Below are 18,584 nucleotides of genomic sequence, written 5' to 3'. Positions count from 1 at the left end.
AGACAACACCCCCGGCAGGCCGGCAACCGCAGACGGGCTATGGTCACTTCTGAAAACGGCCGTGCGCAGATAAGGGGACGCCAGATGGACCTGTCATGGTCGGCGAAAGATCTCGAGTTCCAAGACGAGGTCCGGGCGTTCCTCGACGAGAAGCTCACACCGGACCTTCGCCGGGCCGGCCGGCTGATGACCAGCGTCTACGCCGACCATGAGGCCAGCATGGCGTGGCAGGCGATCCTGCACGAGCGTGGCTGGGCCGCCCCGGCCTGGCCGGTCGAGCACGGCGGGTGCGGCTGGACGCTGACCCAGCACTACATCTTCAGCCGTGAATCCACGTTGGCCGGTGCGCCGTCGCTGTCGCCGATGGGGATCCGGATGGTCGCCCACGCGATCATCGCCTACGGCACGCCAGAGCAGAAGGACTACTTTCTGCCGCGCATCCTCACCGGCGAGGTGTTCTTCTGCCAGGGCTATTCCGAGCCCGAGGCGGGCTCGGACCTGGCCGCGCTGACGATGTCGGCGATCGATGACGGTGACGACCTCATCTGTACCGGCAGCAAGATCTGGACCACCCATGCCACGGAGGCCAACTGGATCTTCGCCCTCGTGCGCACGTCGCGCTCGGCCAAGAAGCAACAGGGCATCACCTTCGTCCTGATCGACATGAGCACGCCCGGTATCGAGATTCGCCCACTGGTGATGACGTCCGGCGAGAAGGTGCAAAATCAGATCTTCTTCGACGCCGTCCGGGTGCCCAAGGCGAATGTGATCGGCGAGATCGATGACGGCTGGACGGTGGCCAAGTACCTCCTGGAGTTCGAACGCGGGGGCGGTGCAACAGCACCCGCGCTACAGGCGTTGGCCGGGTCGATCGCCACCGAGGCAGCCGAACAACCGGGTCCGGCCGGCGGCGCACTGATCGACGATCCGACGTTCGCGGCCAAACTCGCCGACATCCGCATCCGCGCCGACGTGCTCGAGATCCTCGAATACCGGGTTCTGACAACGGTTGCCGAGGGTGGCAACCCCGGTGCCGCCTCGTCGATGCTGAAGGTCCTGTCCACCGAACTCTCGCAGGCCATCACCGAACTCGCCATGGAGGCCGCCGGACCCCGCGGCCGGGCTTATCAGCCGCACGCGACCTACCCCGGGGGTCCGGTCTCGGACTTCGAACCACCGACCGACGGCTACGTCAGCGGCGAGCCGTGGCAGGCGGTCGCGGCGCTGCGCTACTTCAACGACCGCGCCGGTTCGATCTACGCGGGCAGCAACGAGATTCAACGCAACATCCTGGCCAAGGCGACATTGGGGCTGTAATGGACTTCAATCTGAACAAAGAACAAGAGCTCCTGCGCGACGGGCTCGGCAAGTTCCTGGCCACCCGCTACGACCTCGAGAAGAGCCGCACGGCGGCCAAGCTCGGGCCGGGCTGGCAGCCCGACATCTGGCGCGGCCTGGCCGACAAACTGGGCATCCTCGGCGCCGCGTTCCCTGAGTCGGTCGGCGGAATCGGCGGGGGCCCAGTCGAAATCATGGTCATCGCCGAAGAGCTCGGTCGGGCGCTGGTGATCGAACCGTTCATCGACACCGTCGTCGTCGCCGGTGGCCTGCTGCAGCGGACCGACAACCCGGCTGCCGCAGCACTTTTGGAGCACATAGCCGACGGCAGCGCCATCGTCGCCCTGGCGAGCACCGAGCCCGGTGGCGCCCACTCGGTGTCGACCACGGCCGTCCACACCGGCGGCGACTGGGTGCTCACGGGCGAGAAGATCGTCGTCACGGCCGCACCACTGGCAACCCATCTGCTGATCACGGCCAAGACAAGCCCCGACTCACAAGGGGTTTCGCTGTTCCTCACCGAGTTCGACCCGGCGGCACCGCCGGCAGGCCTGGAGGTACACGGCTACCGCACCATCGACGATCGGCGCGCCGCCGACCTGACGATGGACCAGCTGCGCCTCCCCGCCGATACGCTGCTCACCGACGACGCGACCGCGTCGTTGGCGCAGGCCAGTGACGAGGGCGCGGCCGCGGTGTGCGCTGAGGCGGTCGGTGCGATGCGAAAGGTGTTGTCCGACACTGTCGAATACTGCAAGCAGCGACAGCAGTTCGGGCAGCCGATCGGCAACTTCCAGGTTCTGCAGCACCGCATGGTCGACATGTACATGGAACTCGAACAGGCGGTGGCCGCCGTGTATCTGGCGGTGCTGAACCTGGAGGCCGAGCCGCACGTCCGGGCCCGAGCGGTTTCCGCGGCCAAGGCGACCATCGGACGGGCCGCCCGATTCGTGGGCCAGAACTCCGTGCAGCTGCATGGCGGCATGGGCATGACCGAGGAACTGGCGATCGGTCACTACTTCAAGCGGCTCACCGCGCTGCAGTACGAGTTCGGTTCCACCGACTCCCACCGCATGCGGTATGCGAAACTGACTCGTCCCTAGCCGTTTTCGGCGACCCGGGCCCGTTCCCGCATCGAGGCGATCACGCCGCCGTCGTTGAGGAGGTCGGTTCCGGTCAGATAGCCGGCCCGGTCACTGGCGCAGAAGGCGAACAACTCGGCCATCTCCTCGGCCTTCCCCCACCGCGGCACCGCGGCGTTGGCGACCATTGCCCCGGCACCGGCATCGGCCTCCAGCAGACCCATCTCGGTATCGACCGACCCCGGGGAGACCGAGACGATGCGCAGGCCCTTGCCGTTGAACCGTTCGGCCTGCGACGAGCTGTACCAGCGCACAAAGGTCTTGCTGATGCCGTAGGCCAGCCCGGAGCGCATCTCCTCCCCCGCGATATCGCAGGCCGCCAGCAGTTCGGCGAGGAAGCGCTTCTGGTCGGTGAAGACGAGGTCGAAATGCTGCGAAGGGACGAGCTCCTCGGGCAGCATGTGCGAGGCCATCGACGCCACGTTGACGATCGCGGCGCCTTCGCCGGCCGAGGTGAAGAACTCCTCGTTGACGTTGAGCGTGCCGATCGCATTGGTTGTCATCACGTAATCGGCGTCGCCCATGCTCGGGCTGACGCCGGCGGTGTGGATCACCGACGCGATCGGCCCGAGGCCGGCCGCCGTCTCGAACAGCCGCCCGACGGCGTCGCGATCGGTGACGTCGCAGTTGACCGCCGTAGCCGTGATCCCCAACTCGCTCAGCTCGGCCGATGCGGCGTCCAGGCGATCCTGCCTGACGTCGCACAGCACCAGCGTGCGGTCCTGACCAACGATCTTCGCCGTGGCCCGGCCCATGCCGCCCGCGCCACCTGTGATTATCGAAACCCGAGTCATCACCGGACGATATACGGGTATCTGATGGGATGACGAAGGAGGGCTGACACATGCTGAAGACGATCGCCGGCGCGGTGGTGCAAGTCGCCGAAGGTGTGGGCAACATCGTGGGCATCCGGCTCGGCACCGAAGAGCCCGAGTACACGGTGGAACAGAAGATCGACGGGGTCGAAATTCGCCGGTACGGCCCCCGCGTCGCAGCCGAGACGGCGATCGGGGCCGACGAGGAATCGGCGCGCAATCAGGGCTTCAGGCTGCTGGCTCGCTACATTTTCGGCGCCAACGCCGGCGGCGACAAGATCGCCATGACGGCTCCGGTGGCCCAACAGCCCAGCGAGAAGATCGCGATGACCGCGCCGGTCGCCACCCAACGGCGCCCCTCCGGCGAATGGGTGATCCGCTTCTTCATGCCGTCGAAATACACACTGGACACGCTGCCGACTCCCGACGACGACCGGGTCCGTCTGGTGGCAGTTCCCGAGGAGACTGTTGCGGTCCTCCGGTTCACCGGGAGCATCGGCCCCGCTGCGGTCTCCGAGCGCACCGAGCAGCTCTTGAAGGTCCTGTACCGCAACGGGATCGAACCAACCGGTGACCCGTTGGCCTGGTTCTATGATCCGCCGTGGACGCTGCCGTGCCGGCGGCGGAACGAAGTCGTGATAGGCCTTGCCGAGGATCGGTGATTCGCTGACCCCGCTCGCGGCTCAGCAATGGTCCGCTATGCGGATCCCCTATCGCAGAATGGGATCCGCATAGCTGGATAACCGGAACGTGAAGGTAAACAGCTGGCCACATCGCGCGCACCAAGCGCGATTGAGGTGTCACAATTCCGCTCGTGTCCACCACCGCGCACGCCTGGCTGGCCCCGGGAATCCGCCCGTATCACGCGAGTTGGTTGCGGGCCGACGTGGTGGCCGGCCTGAGCACCGGGGCCGTGGTCATCCCGTTGGCGATGGCCTACGCGACGGTGGCCAACATGCCCGTGCAGATGGGCTTGTACACCTGCATCATCCCGGTGATGGTGTACGCCTTCATCGGCGGTTCCCGGATCGCCAGCGTCACCACTTCGTCGACGGTCTCCACGCTGACGGCCTCGACGATGCTCGCGAGCGGGGTTCTCATCGGCTCGGACGATCAGCGCGGCGATCTGGTGACCCTGACGCTGCTGGTGGGCCTGTTCTTGTTGGCAGCCAGGGTGTTTCGCCTCGGCATGCTCGTCGACAACATCAGCGATATGACGCTCATCGGTATCAAGGTCGCCGTCGGCCTGACTGTCATGGCCGCACAGCTGCCCAAGCTGCTCGGTGTGGCGCCCCACCCCCACACGACCGGGTTCTTCAAGGTGGCCTGGGCCGCGCTCTCGGACGTCCCCCACGCCAGCCCGGCTACCGTCGCGGTGTCGGCGATGTGTCTGGTCGTGCTGTTCTCGCTGACCAAGTTCACACCCCGTGTTCCGGGACCACTCGTCGTGATCGTCATCGCCATCGCGGTCAGCGCCGCCGTGGCGCTTCCGGCGCTTGGCGTGGCGTTGATCCCGACCGTGCCGTCTGGCTTTCCGGCACCCGCTATGCCCCATCTCGATCGCCACATCCTGTCGTTGCTTCCGGGCGCCTTCGCGATCGCGGTGATGGCGTTCCTGGAAACAATTGCCGTAGCCCGTACCTCGAGGCGCGCCGAAGACAGCCCGATCGAGCCGGACCGCGAGCTGACCGCGTTGGGGCTCGCTGCGGTCGCGGGCGCGTTCTTCCATTCGCTGCCGCCGGCGGGTGGATTCGCGCAGACATCGGTGAACCTGCGCTCCGGTGCGCGCAGCCAGATCAGCGGTCTGGTGTTGGTGGTCCTCGCTGTCCTCGTCGCGTTGTTCGTCGCCCCTGTTCTGAGCCTGCTGCCCCAGGCGGTACTCGGTGCGGTCGTCGTCGTTGCGGTCACCCGGCTCGTCGACGTCGGCGGGCTGCGCCGGCTCTACCGCCTCAATCCCCGCGAGGGTTTCGGCGCCATCGGCGTGGCACTGATCGGGTTGGCATTCGGACTCATCCCCGCGGTGGCCGTCGCGGTGGCGGTCACCCTGTTGGTGGTCCTGCACGTGGTGAACTCCCCGCACGTCGTTCAAGTCGTGCGTCATGAGACCGGCGCCTGGATCGAACAGCCCGAGAACGCGTCGCTGATTCCGGCCGAACCGCTGGTGCTGCGCTGCCTCGTCCCGCTCTACGCCGCCAATGTGCGCCCGAACATCGCCGCCGTCCGCGCGGCCGCGCTCGAAGCCGACACGAAGCCGGCGACGGTGGTGCTGGACCTCGTTCGGCAGACCGTGCTGGAGTCGACGGTGCTGCACATTCTGGTCGACCTCGACCTCGAACTGTCCGGCGCCGGGATACGGCTGATAATCAGCGCGTTACCGCACAGGGCATTGCGGACAGTGCAGCGCACCGAATGGTGGCAGGAGTTCGAGGCGGAAGGTCGCTACCAACCCGACCTCGATGCCGCGGTCGAGGCCGTCGAAAAGACCTAGCCCACGGGAACGGGCGCTTCCGCATCGACGGCCGGCGGTACTGCAGATGTTCCGACCGGCCCGGTCGGGCCGGCCGGCACACCGGGCGGCGGCGCAGTACTGGCGTCGAGTGGACGTTGCGTGAGCAGCAACAGCGCATCACTGCCGGATACTTCCTGGGTGCGCATGGCGTGCAGAAGGTCGCGCCAATAGCCCAGCCGGCCCTGCGGCGGCGTGTCCTCAGACGTCGTACCCGGCGGCAGGTTGTCGGGGCTCGACAAGTGCTCGACGGGGGCCGGTGCGGCCACCGGCGCCGGGATGGTGGGGTCGGCGGTCACCGGTGTCGGGATGGCCGGTTCGGCGGGATCGGTCGGATCGGCCCATGCCGTGGGTGTCGCCAGGATCGCCGCCGAAACCGCCAGCATCCCGAGCCCCAGACGGGCATTCATCGTGATCGTCACCGTCGTGTCCTCCGCGTTTGCAGGGCGGCGTCCCCGTGCCGTGAACGCCCTGTACAGGTGATGTCGACCGCGAACGCAATTCGTTACATCCGTCACTGCAGTCACCACAGCCTCAGGAGACCTCACCTACTCGACGACATCGGCGATACCCCTTGAAAACACGGTGGCCGACGGTGTAAATAACTTTTGCCCGCAGAACCTGGGATGGCGATGGGTTCTGCCTTCATGGCACTCTTCGTCGTCGCGGGTACCTGCGGTCTGATGAACTACGGACAACCGAAAGGTTGTCGGGGCCGAGGGGTGTCGATGATTCCGGATCAGGACCCGGCGTTGAGAAACGGCGACGGAGCGACCGGCGTGCGTCCAGAACAGGTGGGCTGGTTTCGGTTCTTCTTCGACGACGAACGCTGGGAATGGTCGGACGAGGTCCAGATCATGCACGGCTATGAGCCCGGCACGGTGTCGCCGACCACCGAGCTGGTGCTGTCGCACAAGCATCCCGACGATTATCAGCAGGTCGCGACCACCCTCGACAACGTCCGGCGGCAGCATCAGGCGTTCAGCACGCGGCATCGCATCATCGACACCACGGGCCGAATCCATCACGTCATCGTCGTGGCCGACAAGCTGCAGGACGAGGTCGGGACGGTAATCGGCACCAGCGGCTTCTATGTCGATGTCACGCCGAACGAGGACCGCACGCAGAAGCAACTCAGCGAGGCCATCGCCGAGATCGCCGAGAACCGGGCGACCATCGAGCAGGCCAAGGGCATGTTGATGGTCGTCTACGGCATCGACTCCGAGGCGGCGTTCGACCTGTTGCGCTGGCGTTCCCAGGAAGCCAACATCAAGCTTCGGCTGCTGGCCGAGCGGGTGGTCGCCGACTTCGTCGGTCTGTCCCAGGTCGAGCCGGCGCCCGCCCGCTCGGCCTTCGACAACTTGCTGCTGACCGCCGATCAGCGCATCGTTAGCCCGCATGAGACCAACGCGGGCTGACCTGAGCGTTCTGGCGGCCGCGGCGGCGATGGTGGTCACGGCGGTACCGGTCGCAGCGGCTCCGGGCGACGTTCCGCCGGTCAGCCCGCAAGCCAGCGCGGCCGACTTCGTCGATGTGCGGACCGTGGTGCCCGACGCGGTGATCGACCTGCGTTACGCGACACCGCACAACTTCGTCGGCGTCCCGCTGTATCCCGCCGATGCCCGCTGCCTGGTGCACGAATCGATGGCACCGGGGCTGGCGAAGGCCGCCGACGAACTCCGAACCCAGGGTGATGTGCTGGTGTTCTGGGATTGCTACCGCCCGCACGACGTCCAGGTACGGATGTTCGACGCGGTGCCCGACCCGGCCTGGGTGGCCAAGCCCGGGCCGTATGCGCGCAGCCACGAGGCCGGCCGGTCGGTCGACGTGACCATCGCCGAGCGCGGCCGACTGGTCGATATGGGCACCGATTTCGACGATTTCTCCGCGCGCGCCCAGGCATATGCCACCGACGGGGTGAGCGCCGCCGCCCAGGCCAACCGGGCGCGGCTGCGGGCCGCGATGGGCGCCGGCGGGATGGCCGTCTACTCCGGTGAGTGGTGGCATTTCGACGGGCCCGGCGCGGGCGTCCAACGCCCGATCCTCGACGTCCCGGTCAACTAGACGCGCGATCGCGAACGCTGCAGCACCACCAGCCCAGCCACCAGCAGCGGTGCGGCGACGACCGCCAGGATCATGGCGATCCCACTTCCGGATCCGAAACCATTGCCCTGCAACGCTTCCAGGGTGGTCCCCGCCACCGCCACCCCGATACCGGCGATCGTGACGAGGAACGTCAGCGTAACGCCGGCGGCTCCCCCGGCGCGCTCCGGTGGGACGACAGCCTGCGTCGCGACCGTGGTGAACGCATAGACGAAACCCATGGTGAGCCCGCACGCGGTCAGCGCGACCACGTAGATCACCGGATCACCCGCGGCGGCCAGCAGTCCCAGCGCCAGCGCGGCTGCAGTGCATCCGGCGCCCATCACCGCGATCGGAGAATGACCGGCCGGAGCCGCCGGGCCGGCGACGTCGGAGGTGGCCAGCCGACCCGACAGCACTCCGCCGAGGGCCGCACCCGCCGACGGGCCGAGGAACAACAGACCCGCAGCGAGTGGCGTGAGTGCGCGGACCTGTTGCAGATTCAGCGTCGACAAGAACACCGTCACCGCGTAGGCGACGTTGGCCACGGTGCCCGCGGCCACCAGGACGACGAAGCGGCCGTTGCCCAGGAGCGACAGATCCAGTAGCGGCCAGCGCGTGCGTCTCTCGACGGCGACGAATGCGGCCAGCAGCGCCACCGCTGCGGCGAACGCGCCGATCGTGGCCGCCGACGTCCACCCCCAGGACGGTGCGCGGTCGACGGTCAACGTGAAAAGCCCGACGCCCGTGACGATCAACCCGAGACCGGTAAGGTCCAGGCGGCGCGCAACGGTGTGGTCGAACGTCTCGGGAATCGCCAGCATGCCCAGGATCAGTGACACCACGGCGAACGGGACCAGGAGCCAGAACACCGCCCGCCAGCCCAGGGTATCGGTCAATATGCCACCCACCACCGGCCCGGCCGCGTTCCCCAAACCGGCGATGCCGTAAGCCAAACCGATTGCCCGGCTTGACTCTTCGGCGGAGTAGGCATTCGTCAGCACACTGACCGACACGGGGAAGATCAACGCCGCGCCGATGCCCTGCGCCGCGCGGGCGGCGATCAGCACCCCGGCATCCGGGGCGATCGCGCAGCAGACCGACGCGGCGCCGAACAGCGCGATGCCGGCCAGCAGCGCACGGCGGCGGCCGAAGATGTCTCCGATGCGGCCGGCGGGCACCATGAACGCGCCGAGGGTCAGCATGTACACGCTGATCACCCATTGCAGGTCTGTGGTGGCGGCGTGCAGATCGGCGGCAATCCGCGGCAGCGCCAGGTTCACCGCGAAGTAGTCGATCTGCACGCAGAACAGAGCGATCGAGACAGCGGCCAGGATCCATTTCGAACCCCATCGGTCGCCGGTCACCGGATCACGATACGGGGCGCGAGTGCGTCGAGGTAGCGTCGTTGACTCGAGGAGGACATCACGTGCAAGGCAATGTGCCCGACGGCGTCAGCGCGGGTGGAGGCGAACCGGAGCTGGTGCCCCCACTGCCAGTTCATCATTTTGACCACGAATCGTTGGCGCGCTATCTGCGACCACGGCTGCCCGGCTTCGACGAGCCGTTCGAGGTCATGCAATTTCAAGGCGGCCAGAGCAACCCGACCTTCCACCTGCACACCACCGAAGGTGACTACGTATTGCGCAAGAAGCCGCCCGGCACGCTGCTGCCCCGCGCACACGACGTAGAGCGCGAACACCGGGTCATCTCCGCCCTGGCCGCAAGTGAGGTGCCCGTCCCGAAAACTCGGTTGCTCTGCACCGACGATTCGGTCATCGGCACACCGTTCTTCGTCATGGACCACGTCCGCGGACGGATGTACCCCGACCGGGTGATGCTCGAGGGTACACCCGACGAGCGCCGCGCGATCTACGAAGAACTGGCGCGGGTGCTCGGGCTGCTTCACCGTGTCGACTGGCGCGGATGCGGGCTGGACGGATTCGGGAAGCCCGGCGGCTACATGCAACGCCAGCTCGCGCTCTGGACCAGGCAATGGGACGCCGTGCGCGCCGAGGACAACCCGGATATGGACCGGCTGGCCGAGTGGTTGGCCCGGCACCTCCCCGCCGAAGAAGAGGATTCGCGCATCGCGCACGGCGACTACCGGCTGGGCAACGTGCTGATCCACCCGGATGAGCCGCGTATCGTCGCGGTGCTGGACTGGGAACTCTCCACCATCGGCCACCCACTCGCAGATCTCGGATATGCCTGTATCACTTATCATTTCGCACCCGGCATCTCCGGGAGGTCGGGTCTGCTGGGTGAGGACTTCAGCAAGTCGGGCATCCCCGACCAGGAGACTTTTGTGGCGGACTACGCCCGATACGCCGGGATCGAGCCGCCCGACGGGCTGACGCCCTTCGTGGTGTTCTCGATGTTTCGGCTGGCCGCGATCACCGCAGGGGTCTGGCGACGCGGCCTCGACGGCAACGCGGCCGACGCGCGAGCGGCGTCGTCGGAATTCCGCGACCGGTACCGAGAGATGGCCGGCACAGCCTGGGCGCTGGCGAATTCGGGCTCGGCGAACCCTACCGTCAGATAGCAGCGTTGGACAGGTCGAGGGCGATGTCGACCAGCATGTCCTCTTGCCCCCCGACCATTCCTCGTCGACCCGCTTCTTCCAAGATCGCCCGGGCATCGACCGCGTAACGGCAGGCGGCCGCCTCCGCATGGCGTAGGAAGCTCGAATAGACCCCGGCGTACCCGAGCGTCAGGGTTTCCCGGTCGACACGTACCGGGCGGTCCTGCAGCGGACGCACCAGGTCGTCGGCCGCGTCTTGGAGCGCGTGCAGATCGCACCCGTGGTTCCACCCCATGCGGTCGGCGGCGGCGATGACGACTTCCAGGGGCGCGTTTCCCGCTCCAGCGCCCATGCCGGCCAACGACGCGTCGACCCGGGTCGCGCCATGTTCCACCGCCGCAATCGAATTCGCCACCCCGAGGGATAGATTGTGATGAGCATGTATCCCGACCTCCGTGGTGGGGAGCAGCGTTTCCCGAAGCGCGTCGACCCGCTCGGCGACGTCTCTCATGAGCATGGCGCCCCCAGAGTCCACCACGTAAACGGATGTCGCGCCGTAACCCTCCATGAGTTTGGCTTGCGCGCCAAGCGCACCGGGTGTCGTCATGTGACTCATCATCAGGAAGCCGACGGTGTCCATGCCCAACTCCCGGGCTGCGGCAATGTGCTCGGCGGCGATGTCGGCTTCGGTGCAGTGGGTGGCCACGCGCACGACCGTGGCACCTGCCCGGTGTGCGTCTTTCAGGTTGTGCACGGTGCCGATCCCGGGCAGCAGCAGTGTCGCCACTCGGGCCGACTTGACTACCGATGCGACGGTCTCTATCCACTCCAGGTCGGTGTGAGCGCCGAAGCCATAGTTACATGTCGATCCGGCGAGGCCGTCGCCGTGGGCCACTTCGATCGAGTCGACCCCGGCGGCATCGAGGGCCATGGCAATCGCCGCCACCTGTTGGGTCGTGTATTGGTGCGCAACGGCGTGCATGCCGTCGCGCAGTGTGACGTCACTGATGTACAGGTCGGGGCTCATCGGAGTGCCCCGGCGGCTCGGCTCGCGTGATGGGCGATCCGCTCCGCGGTCGTCTTGGCCGCCGAGGTCATGATGTCCAGGTTGCCGGCGTAGGCGGGCAAGTAGTCGGCCGCACCGACGACCTCGAGCAGCACGGTCACCCGGGTGCCGATGAACTTGCCGGTCTCCGGGATGAAGAGCGGGTTCTCACCGGTGAACGTCTCGAACTGCACCCGCTGCTTGAGTCGGTAGCCGGGCACGTACCCCTGCACCTTGTTCACCATCGCCTCGATGGATTGTTCGATCGCACCGTGGTCGGGTTGACCGTCGACCAGGCAATAGATGGTGTTGCGCATCATGATTGGCGGAACCGCAGGGTTGAGTATCATCACCGCCCGGCTGCGTTCGGCACCGCCGACCGTCCGGAGCGCCGCTGCGGTGGTCTCGGTGAACTCATCGATGTTCGCGCGCGTTCCCGGTCCGGCCGAACTCGACGATATCGACGAGACGATCTCCGCGTACGACACGAAGCCGAGTTCGCCGACGGCGGCCACGATCGGCACCGTGGCCTGCCCGCCACAGGTGACCATGTTGAGGTTCGGGGCGTCGATGTGGTCGTCGATGTTGACCACGGGGATGCACAGGGGGCCGGCGGCGGCAGGTGTCAGGTCCAGCACGCGCACACCGGTGTGTTCGAGCTTGCGCCAGTTGGCCCGATGCGCGCCGGCCGAGGTTGCGTCGAACACGAGCTTGATATTCGCGAATTCCGGCATCGCGAGTAGGCCGTCGATTCCATCGGCCGTGGTGGGAACACCCATCTTCCTGGCACGCCCGAGGCCGTCGGAATTCGGGTCGATGCCGACCATCGCACCCATGACCAGCGGCCCCTCGCCGCGCAGCACCTTGATCATCAGATCGGTGCCGATGTTGCCGGAGCCGATGATCGCGACCGGCCAATCTTGTTGTGCTGACATGATTTCCTCAGGCGAATGTCAGCGAGGCTGTGCCGAGACCACCGATGGTGGCCGGCACAACATCACCGGGGTGGATGTATTGCATATGCGTCACGCAGGTCCATGAGCGGATCGCCGCGTCAACTGCTCAACCGGTGCAACGGTCTCATCGGCGACGGCCAGCATGTCGGCAGCTGCCTGGATTTCGTTGTCCGTCAGAGTCATCGGGCTCGATTCTCCTCGACCATCCGCATCGCGGTGTCGTACAGCGCCTGACCATGAAGGGTGAACAGGGAGATGAGATCCACCGCGTCGCCACCGATTTCCTTGGCGATGAACAGACCATCGGCGCCGGCGACCGCATACGTGGCGAGCTGTCCGACCTGGGCTTCGTCGAGGCCGAGCTCCATATCTCGGATGCTGTTGGACAGCGCGTCGAATGCCTGCCGCCGAACCTGGACGAACATCGCGCGGGCCCGGGGCTCCTCGGGCCTGCGCTCGAGCGCGAGCATCAGGCCGAGCCGGAGAAAGTCAGGCGATTCCAACAGCGCCTTTGCCGTACCGACCGCCACCTCCAGTAAATGGTCTCGCGCCATGCCGTCTGCGGGGAGCTGCCACACCTTGAGCCAGTTCTCGAAACTGCGCTCGATGACCGCGGCGATGAGGTCGTCCTTGTCTTTGAAATGCCAGTAGATGGAACTTGCCGGCAGCCCGCATTTGGCGCTCACCGCACCGATGCTCGTCCCCTCATAACCCCGCTCGGCAGCAATCTCGGTGGCGGCATCGAGGATCTTCGTGCGTGACAACTCTCCATCGACTCGCCGCGTTCGGCGCTTCGGTTTGTCCGCTGTGGCCATCTTCTCTCCACCTCTTGACTCTGTAGTGATCGCTACATTACCGTAGCGATCACTACAGAACAAGTCCCCGACAACGCGGACATCGGCAGACGAAGAGAGCCAGCCATGAGTGACGCAGCCACCTACGACGTAGCAATCGTCGGCTACGGCCCGGTCGGAGCCACCGCCGCCAATCTGCTGGGCCAGATGGGCCTGAATGTCGTTGTGATCGAACGAGATCCGGACATCTACTTCCGCGCCCGCGCCATCTCGACCGACGAGGAAGTGGTGCGGATCTGGCAGCAGGTCGGACTGGCCGACCAGCTCAACGCCGATATGCAGCCCGGCGCGGGAGCCACGTTCGTCGACGCGGACGGTGTGCCCATCGCCAAACTGCTCCCCGCCGATCGGGGTAACGGCCACCCGCCACAGCAGTTCATCTACCAACCGGCGGTCGACCGGGTCCTACGGGAGGGCGTCGACCGCTTTCCCAATGTCGCACTCCTCCTCGAGCACGAGTGCCTGCGTCTCATCCAGCACTCCGACTCGGTCGAGTTGCTACTCGCCGATCTCACCCGCGACGAGTTCAAGCGGATCCGGGCGACCTACGTCATTGCCGCCGACGGCGGGTCGAGCGCCATTCGCGGACAGCTGGGTATCGGCTTCACCGGCCGGACCTACTCGGAACGCTGGATCGTCATCGATACCAAAGTGCTCCAGGAGTGGCCCGGCCACGATCGCCTGCGCTTCCACTGCAACCCCGCGCGGCCGACCGTTGACTGCCCCACTCCACTGGGTCACCATCGCTGGGAGTTCCCGGTGCGCGACCACGAGGACGAGAAGGACCTCCTCACCGATGAGGCCATCTGGAAAGTCCTTGCCCACCAGGGCATCACGAAGGACAACGTCGAGATCATCGGTTTCGCCTGTTACAACCATCACGTCCGGTTCGCCGACCGATGGCGGGTCGGCCGGATCTTCCTCGCCGGCGATGCCGCTCATGCGATGCCGCCGTGGATCGGCCAGGGTATGTGCGCCGGGGTGCGGGATGTCGCGAACCTGTGCTGGAAACTGCACGCGGTCATCGCCGGGTCGCTTCCGGAATCGGTGCTCGACACGTATCAGGCCGAGCGGCTGCCGCACGTCAAGGAAGTCACCAAGCGCGCCGTGAAAGTCGGCGAGATCATCATCGAGCGCAGTCCCATCCGTGCGGCCGCGCGCAACCGACTTCTCCGTGTGGCCACCACGATTCCCGCCTTCACGACATGGCTGCGTGATCACCGCTGGCTCCCCGATGCGCGCTATGACGCCGGCCTGCTCGTACGCAACGGCAACCCGGCGGCGGGCTGGCTGATCCCCCAGCCGTGGGTGATCGACGAAAAGGGCGACCGGGTGCGCTTCGATGATGTGGTCGGCAGCAGATGGGCCGTGCTGCACACCGGCACTGGGCGCCCATGGCACGAGTGGCGCTCGGCCGGCGTACCTGCCTACCGAGTCGTTGCATCCGGCGGCACCCCGGGCGCTGACCGCATCGTCGACCGGGACGGCGCACTGACCGCCTGGCTCGAGACCAAGAAGGCCGCGGTCGTGGTCGTCCGGCCCGACGGATTCATCTACGCCGCCGCCGGCGCCGACCAACCGCTACCCCCACCACCAGCCGGGTTCACCAGCCCAGCCGTCCGAGCGAAGGACCTCGCATGACCGTAACCTCCGATTACATCGTCCGCGTCAACGGCAAAGACATCTTCGTCGCCGAAAAAGGCAAGGGCCCAGCGGTTGTCATGCTGCACGGCGGCGGACCCGGCGCCTCGGGAGTGTCGAACTACGCGCGCAATATCGACGCCCTGTCGGGCCGGTACCGAGTCATCGTGCCCGACATGCCCGGGTATGGCCGGTCGAGCAAGCACGTCGATCACAGCGATCCGTTCGGTTATCTCGCCGACACCATCCGTGGCCTGCTCGACGAGCTAGGTCTGCTGTCAGCGCATCTGGTCGGTAACTCCTACGGCGGGGCCGCGGCGTTGCGGCTGGCACTGGACACCCCGCAGCGAGTCGGGAAGCTCGTTCTGATGGGCCCGGGTGGGATCGGTACCACCCGGGGTCTGCCCACCGAGGGGCTGAAAAGCCTTCTGTCGTACTACGGCGGCGACGGGCCGAGCCGCGAGAAGCTGGCCGCGTTCATCCGCACCTACCTGGTTTACGACGGCGCCGCGGTGCCCGACGAGCTGATCGAGCTGCGCTACCAGGCATCCCTCGACCCGGAGGTGGTGGCCGATCCGCCGCTACAGCGCCCGTCAGGGCTGCGCACGCTGTGGCGGATGGACCTCACCCGCGACAACCGCCTCGCGACGCTACTCAACCCCACCCTGGTGCTGTGGGGCCGCGACGACAAGGTCAACCGGCCCTCCGGCGGCCCGCTACTGCAGCGCCTGATGCCCAATGCCGAGCTGGTCATGACCTCCCACACCGGACACTGGATGCAGTGGGAACGAGCGGAGTTGTTCAACCGCCTGGTCGCCGAGTTCCTCTCCCCTGAATCGGATTGGGCCATCGCGTGAACGTCTTCGGCAAGGTCCACCTGGGCTATCTCGTCATCGAAACCGAGAAGTTCGCCGACTGGCGTAGGTTCGGTCGCGACGCTATCGGCATGCACGTCGACGAAACCTCGAGCGAAGCCATGCGATTTCGGCTCGACGACAACACCTGCCGCTTCCTGCTGCGCAAGGGCCCCGCCGAGGACACCACCGCACTGGGCTGGGAGCTCGACGACCACAACACCTTCGAGGCCATCGAGGCAAGGGTGCGCAGCCACGGAGTGACGGTGAACGAAGGCTCCGCCGAGGAGGCCGCCTTGCGCGGGGTCGAGCGATTCGCGCGGTTCCCCGGTCCGAATGGGCTGACGCAGGAGATCTACGTGAATCCGCGCGCCGCCGCCGAGCCGTTACGACTGGCCGGCAGTGGATTCGTCACCGGTGAGGGCGGTCTAGGCCACGTGGCCATCACCACCAAGAAGCCGTACCAGATGCGCGGCTACTACAGCACGGTGTTCGACGCGCGGCTGTCCGACTACATCGACGAGACGATCAGCGGACTGAAGTGCAAGATCCGGTTCCTGCGGGTCAACGAGCGCCATCACACCGTGGCGATCCTCTCCGTGAACCGGTTGCCGCTCAACCCGATTCGCACGAGAATCCAACACTGCAATATCCAGGTCGCCGAACTCGATGACATGACCTCGGCCTACCAGAGGGTGAAAGACCTCGGCTTCGACATGGCGCTATCGGTCGGCCAACACCCGAACGACAAGACACTGTCGTTCTACGCCGTCAGCCCGTCAGGGTTCGAATGGGAGGTCGGCTGGAATCCGATCGTCGTCGATGAATCGACCTGGGAGCCAACCACTCACCAAGGCATCAGCATCTGGGGTCACACACCCGAGGGGCAGGCGATCGTCGAGACGTTCGAGCGATTCAAGACCGGCGTGCACTCAGTGCTATACCGCGAACCCACCGTGCCCGCTCTGGCCGGAGCCGGCATCGCCGATGACTGAACAGGAAGCCCACCTCATCAGCACCCATCAGATCGACTCGACCACCCCGGGCCCGTCGCGGCGCCGGTTCCTGGCACTCGCCGCCGGTGGCGCCGCGGCTGTCCCCTTGCTGGCATCCTGCGGTTCGAGCACCACGACGACACCCGCCGCGTCAACGCCGTGGATCACGAAACCAGCTGCTCCGCAACGTGGTTCACATCCCAACATCGTGTTTGTGTTCACCGACCAGGAACGCTACTTCGCGAACTGGCCGTCCGGAATGTCCCTTCCGGCCCGGGAGCGGCTGGCCGAGGAAGGCGTGACATTCCACAACCACTACAGCTCGGCAGTGATGTGTACCAGCTCGCGCGCGGTGTTGCTGACAGGACTGCAAACTCCCGACAACGGGATGTTCGAGAATGCCGACCTGCCCTACGTGAAGGCCATGAACACCGCTGTTCCTACTATCGGGCACCTGCTGCGTAAAGCCGGCTATTACACCGCCTATCAAGGAAAATGGCACCTCGACGCCGCTTTCGACCGGGATCCGGTTCAGCATGTTCTGACCGACCGCATGGACGCTTATGGCTTCTCGGACTTCGGATTACCGGTCGACTCGCTGGCCCATGACCTGGGCGGCTACACCTCGGACTCAGTGATCGCCGCCGGCGCGCAGTCATGGCTGCGCAACACGGGGCGGCCGATGGCCGATGACGGCAAACCGTGGGCGTTGTTCGTAAGTCTGATCAATCCGCACGACATTATGTATTTCAACACCGACAAGCCCGGTGAGAACGTGCAGGACACCGGCAAGCTGCTGATGCACGCCGCACGGGCGCCCGAGCACGCCCTGTATCAGCAGCACTGGAACGTCGCCCTTCCTGCGAGCCTCGAGCAACCGATGGACGAATCGGGGCGCCCCCGGGCCCACGGCGAATTCCTGAAAGCCTGGGGTTACACCCTGGGTGCCATTCCGCCCGAACCGGACCGCTGGCAACGCTTCACCGACTTCTACCTGAACAGCATCCGCTCCGTTGACCAGCAGATGTCCCTGCTGCTCGGCGAACTCGACGATCTCGCATTGCGCGACAACACCATCGTGGTCTTCACCTCCGACCACGGCGAGATGGCCGGTGCGCACGGACTGCGCGGCAAGGGCCCGTTCGCCTACGAGGAGTCGATTCACCTGCCCATGCACGTCGTGCACCCGGACGTGACAGGCGGACAGCACCTGAACACACTGACCAGTCACATCGATCTGGTGCCGAGTCTGCTGGCGATGGTGGGCGTGGCCCCGGCCAAAGCCGACGAGTTGGCCGGTCGAGCACTGCCGGGCAAGGACTTCAGCGCGGCGCTGTCCAATCCGGGCAACGCCGACGTCCATTCCGTTCGGGACAGCGTGCTCTTCACCTACAGCGGCTTGGCGACCAACGACAGCGACGCGGTGAAGCTGTTCGCCGAGGCGAAAGCCGCGGGCCAGGATCCACGACAGCTGATGCAGACCAGTGGATTCCGGCCGGATCTCACCAAGCGCGGCAGCCTACGGACGATGTTCGATGGCCGATACAAGTTCAGCCGATACTTCACACCCGCCCAGCGCAACGTGCCGACCAATCTCGACGACCTGTACCGGTTCAACGACGTCGAGTTGTTCGATCTGAAGTCCGATCCCGCAGAGATGACCAACCTTGCCGCGACCAAGGGTGAGCATAGCGATCTGGTGCTGTCGGCCAGTGCGAAGCTCGAGGCGGTGATCAAAACCGAAATCGGTGTGGACGACGGACGCGAGATGCCCCAGTTCGGCGACATCGATTGGCAAATCGACCGAATGGATCTCTGAGCCGCACCCGCTG

At 66.1% G+C, this 18,584-nt stretch carries 17 protein-coding genes; 11 read left to right on the top strand and 6 right to left on the bottom strand.

Features of this window, described 5'->3' with window-relative positions; genetic code table 11:
* The first annotated feature begins 84 nt into the window (after nucleotides 1–84).
* Together HPC46_RS06615 and HPC46_RS06610 are read left to right on the top strand one after the other, a co-directional pair.
* Nucleotides 85–1,317, top strand: a complete 1,233-nt coding sequence (locus tag HPC46_RS06615) for an acyl-CoA dehydrogenase family protein (protein WP_179468051.1) — start codon at nucleotides 85–87, stop codon at nucleotides 1,315–1,317.
* The gene (locus HPC46_RS06610; protein ID WP_179468049.1) at nucleotides 1,317–2,441 is read left to right on the top strand and encodes an acyl-CoA dehydrogenase family protein; all 1,125 of its coding nucleotides are present in this window, start codon (nucleotides 1,317–1,319) and stop codon (nucleotides 2,439–2,441) included. Before HPC46_RS06615 ends, HPC46_RS06610 begins: the two co-directional genes overlap by 1 nt.
* Here the strand turns inward: HPC46_RS06610 and HPC46_RS06605 are convergent.
* Nucleotides 2,438–3,274, bottom strand: coding sequence for an SDR family oxidoreductase (locus HPC46_RS06605; RefSeq protein ID WP_179468047.1), 837 nt, complete (start codon nucleotides 3,272–3,274; stop codon nucleotides 2,438–2,440). The genes HPC46_RS06610 and HPC46_RS06605 overlap by 4 nt on opposite strands.
* A 50-nt stretch (nucleotides 3,275–3,324) precedes the next feature.
* On the opposite strand from HPC46_RS06605, the gene HPC46_RS06600 reads away from it, so the two are divergent.
* Entirely contained in the window at nucleotides 3,325–3,957 is a 633-nt protein-coding gene (locus HPC46_RS06600) for an SOUL family heme-binding protein (protein WP_179468045.1), read from the top strand.
* 152 nt (nucleotides 3,958–4,109) lie between these two features.
* Complete coding sequence (locus tag HPC46_RS06595; RefSeq protein ID WP_179468043.1) at nucleotides 4,110–5,783, top strand: SulP family inorganic anion transporter; 1,674 nt, start codon at nucleotides 4,110–4,112, stop codon at nucleotides 5,781–5,783.
* On the opposite strand, the gene HPC46_RS06590 is transcribed toward HPC46_RS06595, so the two are convergent.
* On the bottom strand, nucleotides 5,780–6,223 hold the full coding sequence (locus HPC46_RS06590) for a hypothetical protein (RefSeq protein WP_179468041.1): 444 nt from the start codon (nucleotides 6,221–6,223) through the stop codon (nucleotides 5,780–5,782). The genes HPC46_RS06595 and HPC46_RS06590 overlap by 4 nt on opposite strands.
* Nucleotides 6,224–6,529: 306 nt before the next feature.
* Between HPC46_RS06590 and HPC46_RS06585 the strand changes: the two genes are divergently transcribed.
* Nucleotides 6,530–7,219, top strand: a complete 690-nt coding sequence (locus HPC46_RS06585; RefSeq protein ID WP_179468039.1) for a PAS and ANTAR domain-containing protein — start codon at nucleotides 6,530–6,532, stop codon at nucleotides 7,217–7,219.
* Between the two features lie 28 nt (nucleotides 7,220–7,247).
* Nucleotides 7,248–7,865, top strand: a complete 618-nt coding sequence (locus HPC46_RS06580) for a M15 family metallopeptidase (protein WP_179468237.1) — start codon at nucleotides 7,248–7,250, stop codon at nucleotides 7,863–7,865.
* Here HPC46_RS06580 and HPC46_RS06575 read toward each other — a convergent pair.
* Entirely contained in the window at nucleotides 7,862–9,250 is a 1,389-nt protein-coding gene (locus tag HPC46_RS06575) for an MFS transporter (protein ID WP_179468037.1), read from the bottom strand. The two genes, HPC46_RS06580 and HPC46_RS06575, sit on opposite strands and share 4 nt — an antisense overlap.
* Nucleotides 9,251–9,312: 62 nt before the next feature.
* Between HPC46_RS06575 and HPC46_RS06570 the strand changes: the two genes are divergently transcribed.
* Entirely contained in the window at nucleotides 9,313–10,428 is a 1,116-nt protein-coding gene (locus tag HPC46_RS06570) for a phosphotransferase family protein (RefSeq protein ID WP_325096584.1), read from the top strand.
* Here HPC46_RS06570 and dmpG read toward each other — a convergent pair.
* From dmpG to HPC46_RS06555, 3 genes are all read right to left on the bottom strand, one after another.
* Nucleotides 10,421–11,434 carry a 4-hydroxy-2-oxovalerate aldolase gene (gene dmpG, locus HPC46_RS06565; RefSeq protein ID WP_179468035.1) on the bottom strand — a complete coding sequence of 338 codons (1,014 nt, stop codon included), beginning with the start codon at nucleotides 11,432–11,434 and terminating at the stop codon, nucleotides 10,421–10,423. The genes HPC46_RS06570 and dmpG overlap by 8 nt on opposite strands.
* Nucleotides 11,431–12,387: an acetaldehyde dehydrogenase (acetylating) gene (locus HPC46_RS06560; RefSeq protein WP_179468033.1), complete on the bottom strand. Its 957-nt coding sequence runs from the start codon at nucleotides 12,385–12,387 to the stop codon at nucleotides 11,431–11,433. The genes dmpG and HPC46_RS06560 overlap by 4 nt, the downstream gene beginning before the upstream one ends.
* Nucleotides 12,388–12,587: 200 nt before the next feature.
* Complete coding sequence (locus HPC46_RS06555; protein ID WP_179468031.1) at nucleotides 12,588–13,223, bottom strand: TetR/AcrR family transcriptional regulator; 636 nt, start codon at nucleotides 13,221–13,223, stop codon at nucleotides 12,588–12,590.
* Between the two features lie 105 nt (nucleotides 13,224–13,328).
* Here HPC46_RS06555 and HPC46_RS06550 point away from each other — a divergent pair, with 105 nt between their 5' ends.
* The 4 genes from HPC46_RS06550 to HPC46_RS06535 are packed head-to-tail and all read left to right on the top strand — an operon-like array spanning nucleotide 13,329 to nucleotide 18,571.
* Nucleotides 13,329–14,903, top strand: coding sequence for a bifunctional 3-(3-hydroxy-phenyl)propionate/3-hydroxycinnamic acid hydroxylase (locus HPC46_RS06550; protein ID WP_179468029.1), 1,575 nt, complete (start codon nucleotides 13,329–13,331; stop codon nucleotides 14,901–14,903).
* Entirely contained in the window at nucleotides 14,900–15,760 is an 861-nt protein-coding gene (locus tag HPC46_RS06545) for an alpha/beta fold hydrolase (protein ID WP_179468027.1), read from the top strand. Before HPC46_RS06550 ends, HPC46_RS06545 begins: the two co-directional genes overlap by 4 nt.
* Nucleotides 15,757–16,752 (top strand): VOC family protein, encoded by a 996-nt coding sequence (locus tag HPC46_RS06540; RefSeq protein WP_179468025.1) that lies wholly within the window; start codon nucleotides 15,757–15,759, stop codon nucleotides 16,750–16,752. Before HPC46_RS06545 ends, HPC46_RS06540 begins: the two co-directional genes overlap by 4 nt.
* A complete protein-coding gene (locus tag HPC46_RS06535; RefSeq protein ID WP_179468023.1) occupies nucleotides 16,745–18,571 on the top strand; it encodes a sulfatase family protein in 1,827 nt (608 codons plus the stop codon). The genes HPC46_RS06540 and HPC46_RS06535 overlap by 8 nt, the downstream gene beginning before the upstream one ends.
* Nucleotides 18,572–18,584 lie beyond the last annotated feature (13 nt).

The sequence above is a fragment of the Mycolicibacterium vinylchloridicum genome (genome assembly GCF_013404075.1).
In the GTDB taxonomy this organism is placed as follows: domain Bacteria; phylum Actinomycetota; class Actinomycetes; order Mycobacteriales; family Mycobacteriaceae; genus Mycobacterium; species Mycobacterium vinylchloridicum.
Note: the sequence above shows the minus strand (reverse complement) of the source record. Positions and strands in the feature narration are given on the sequence as shown.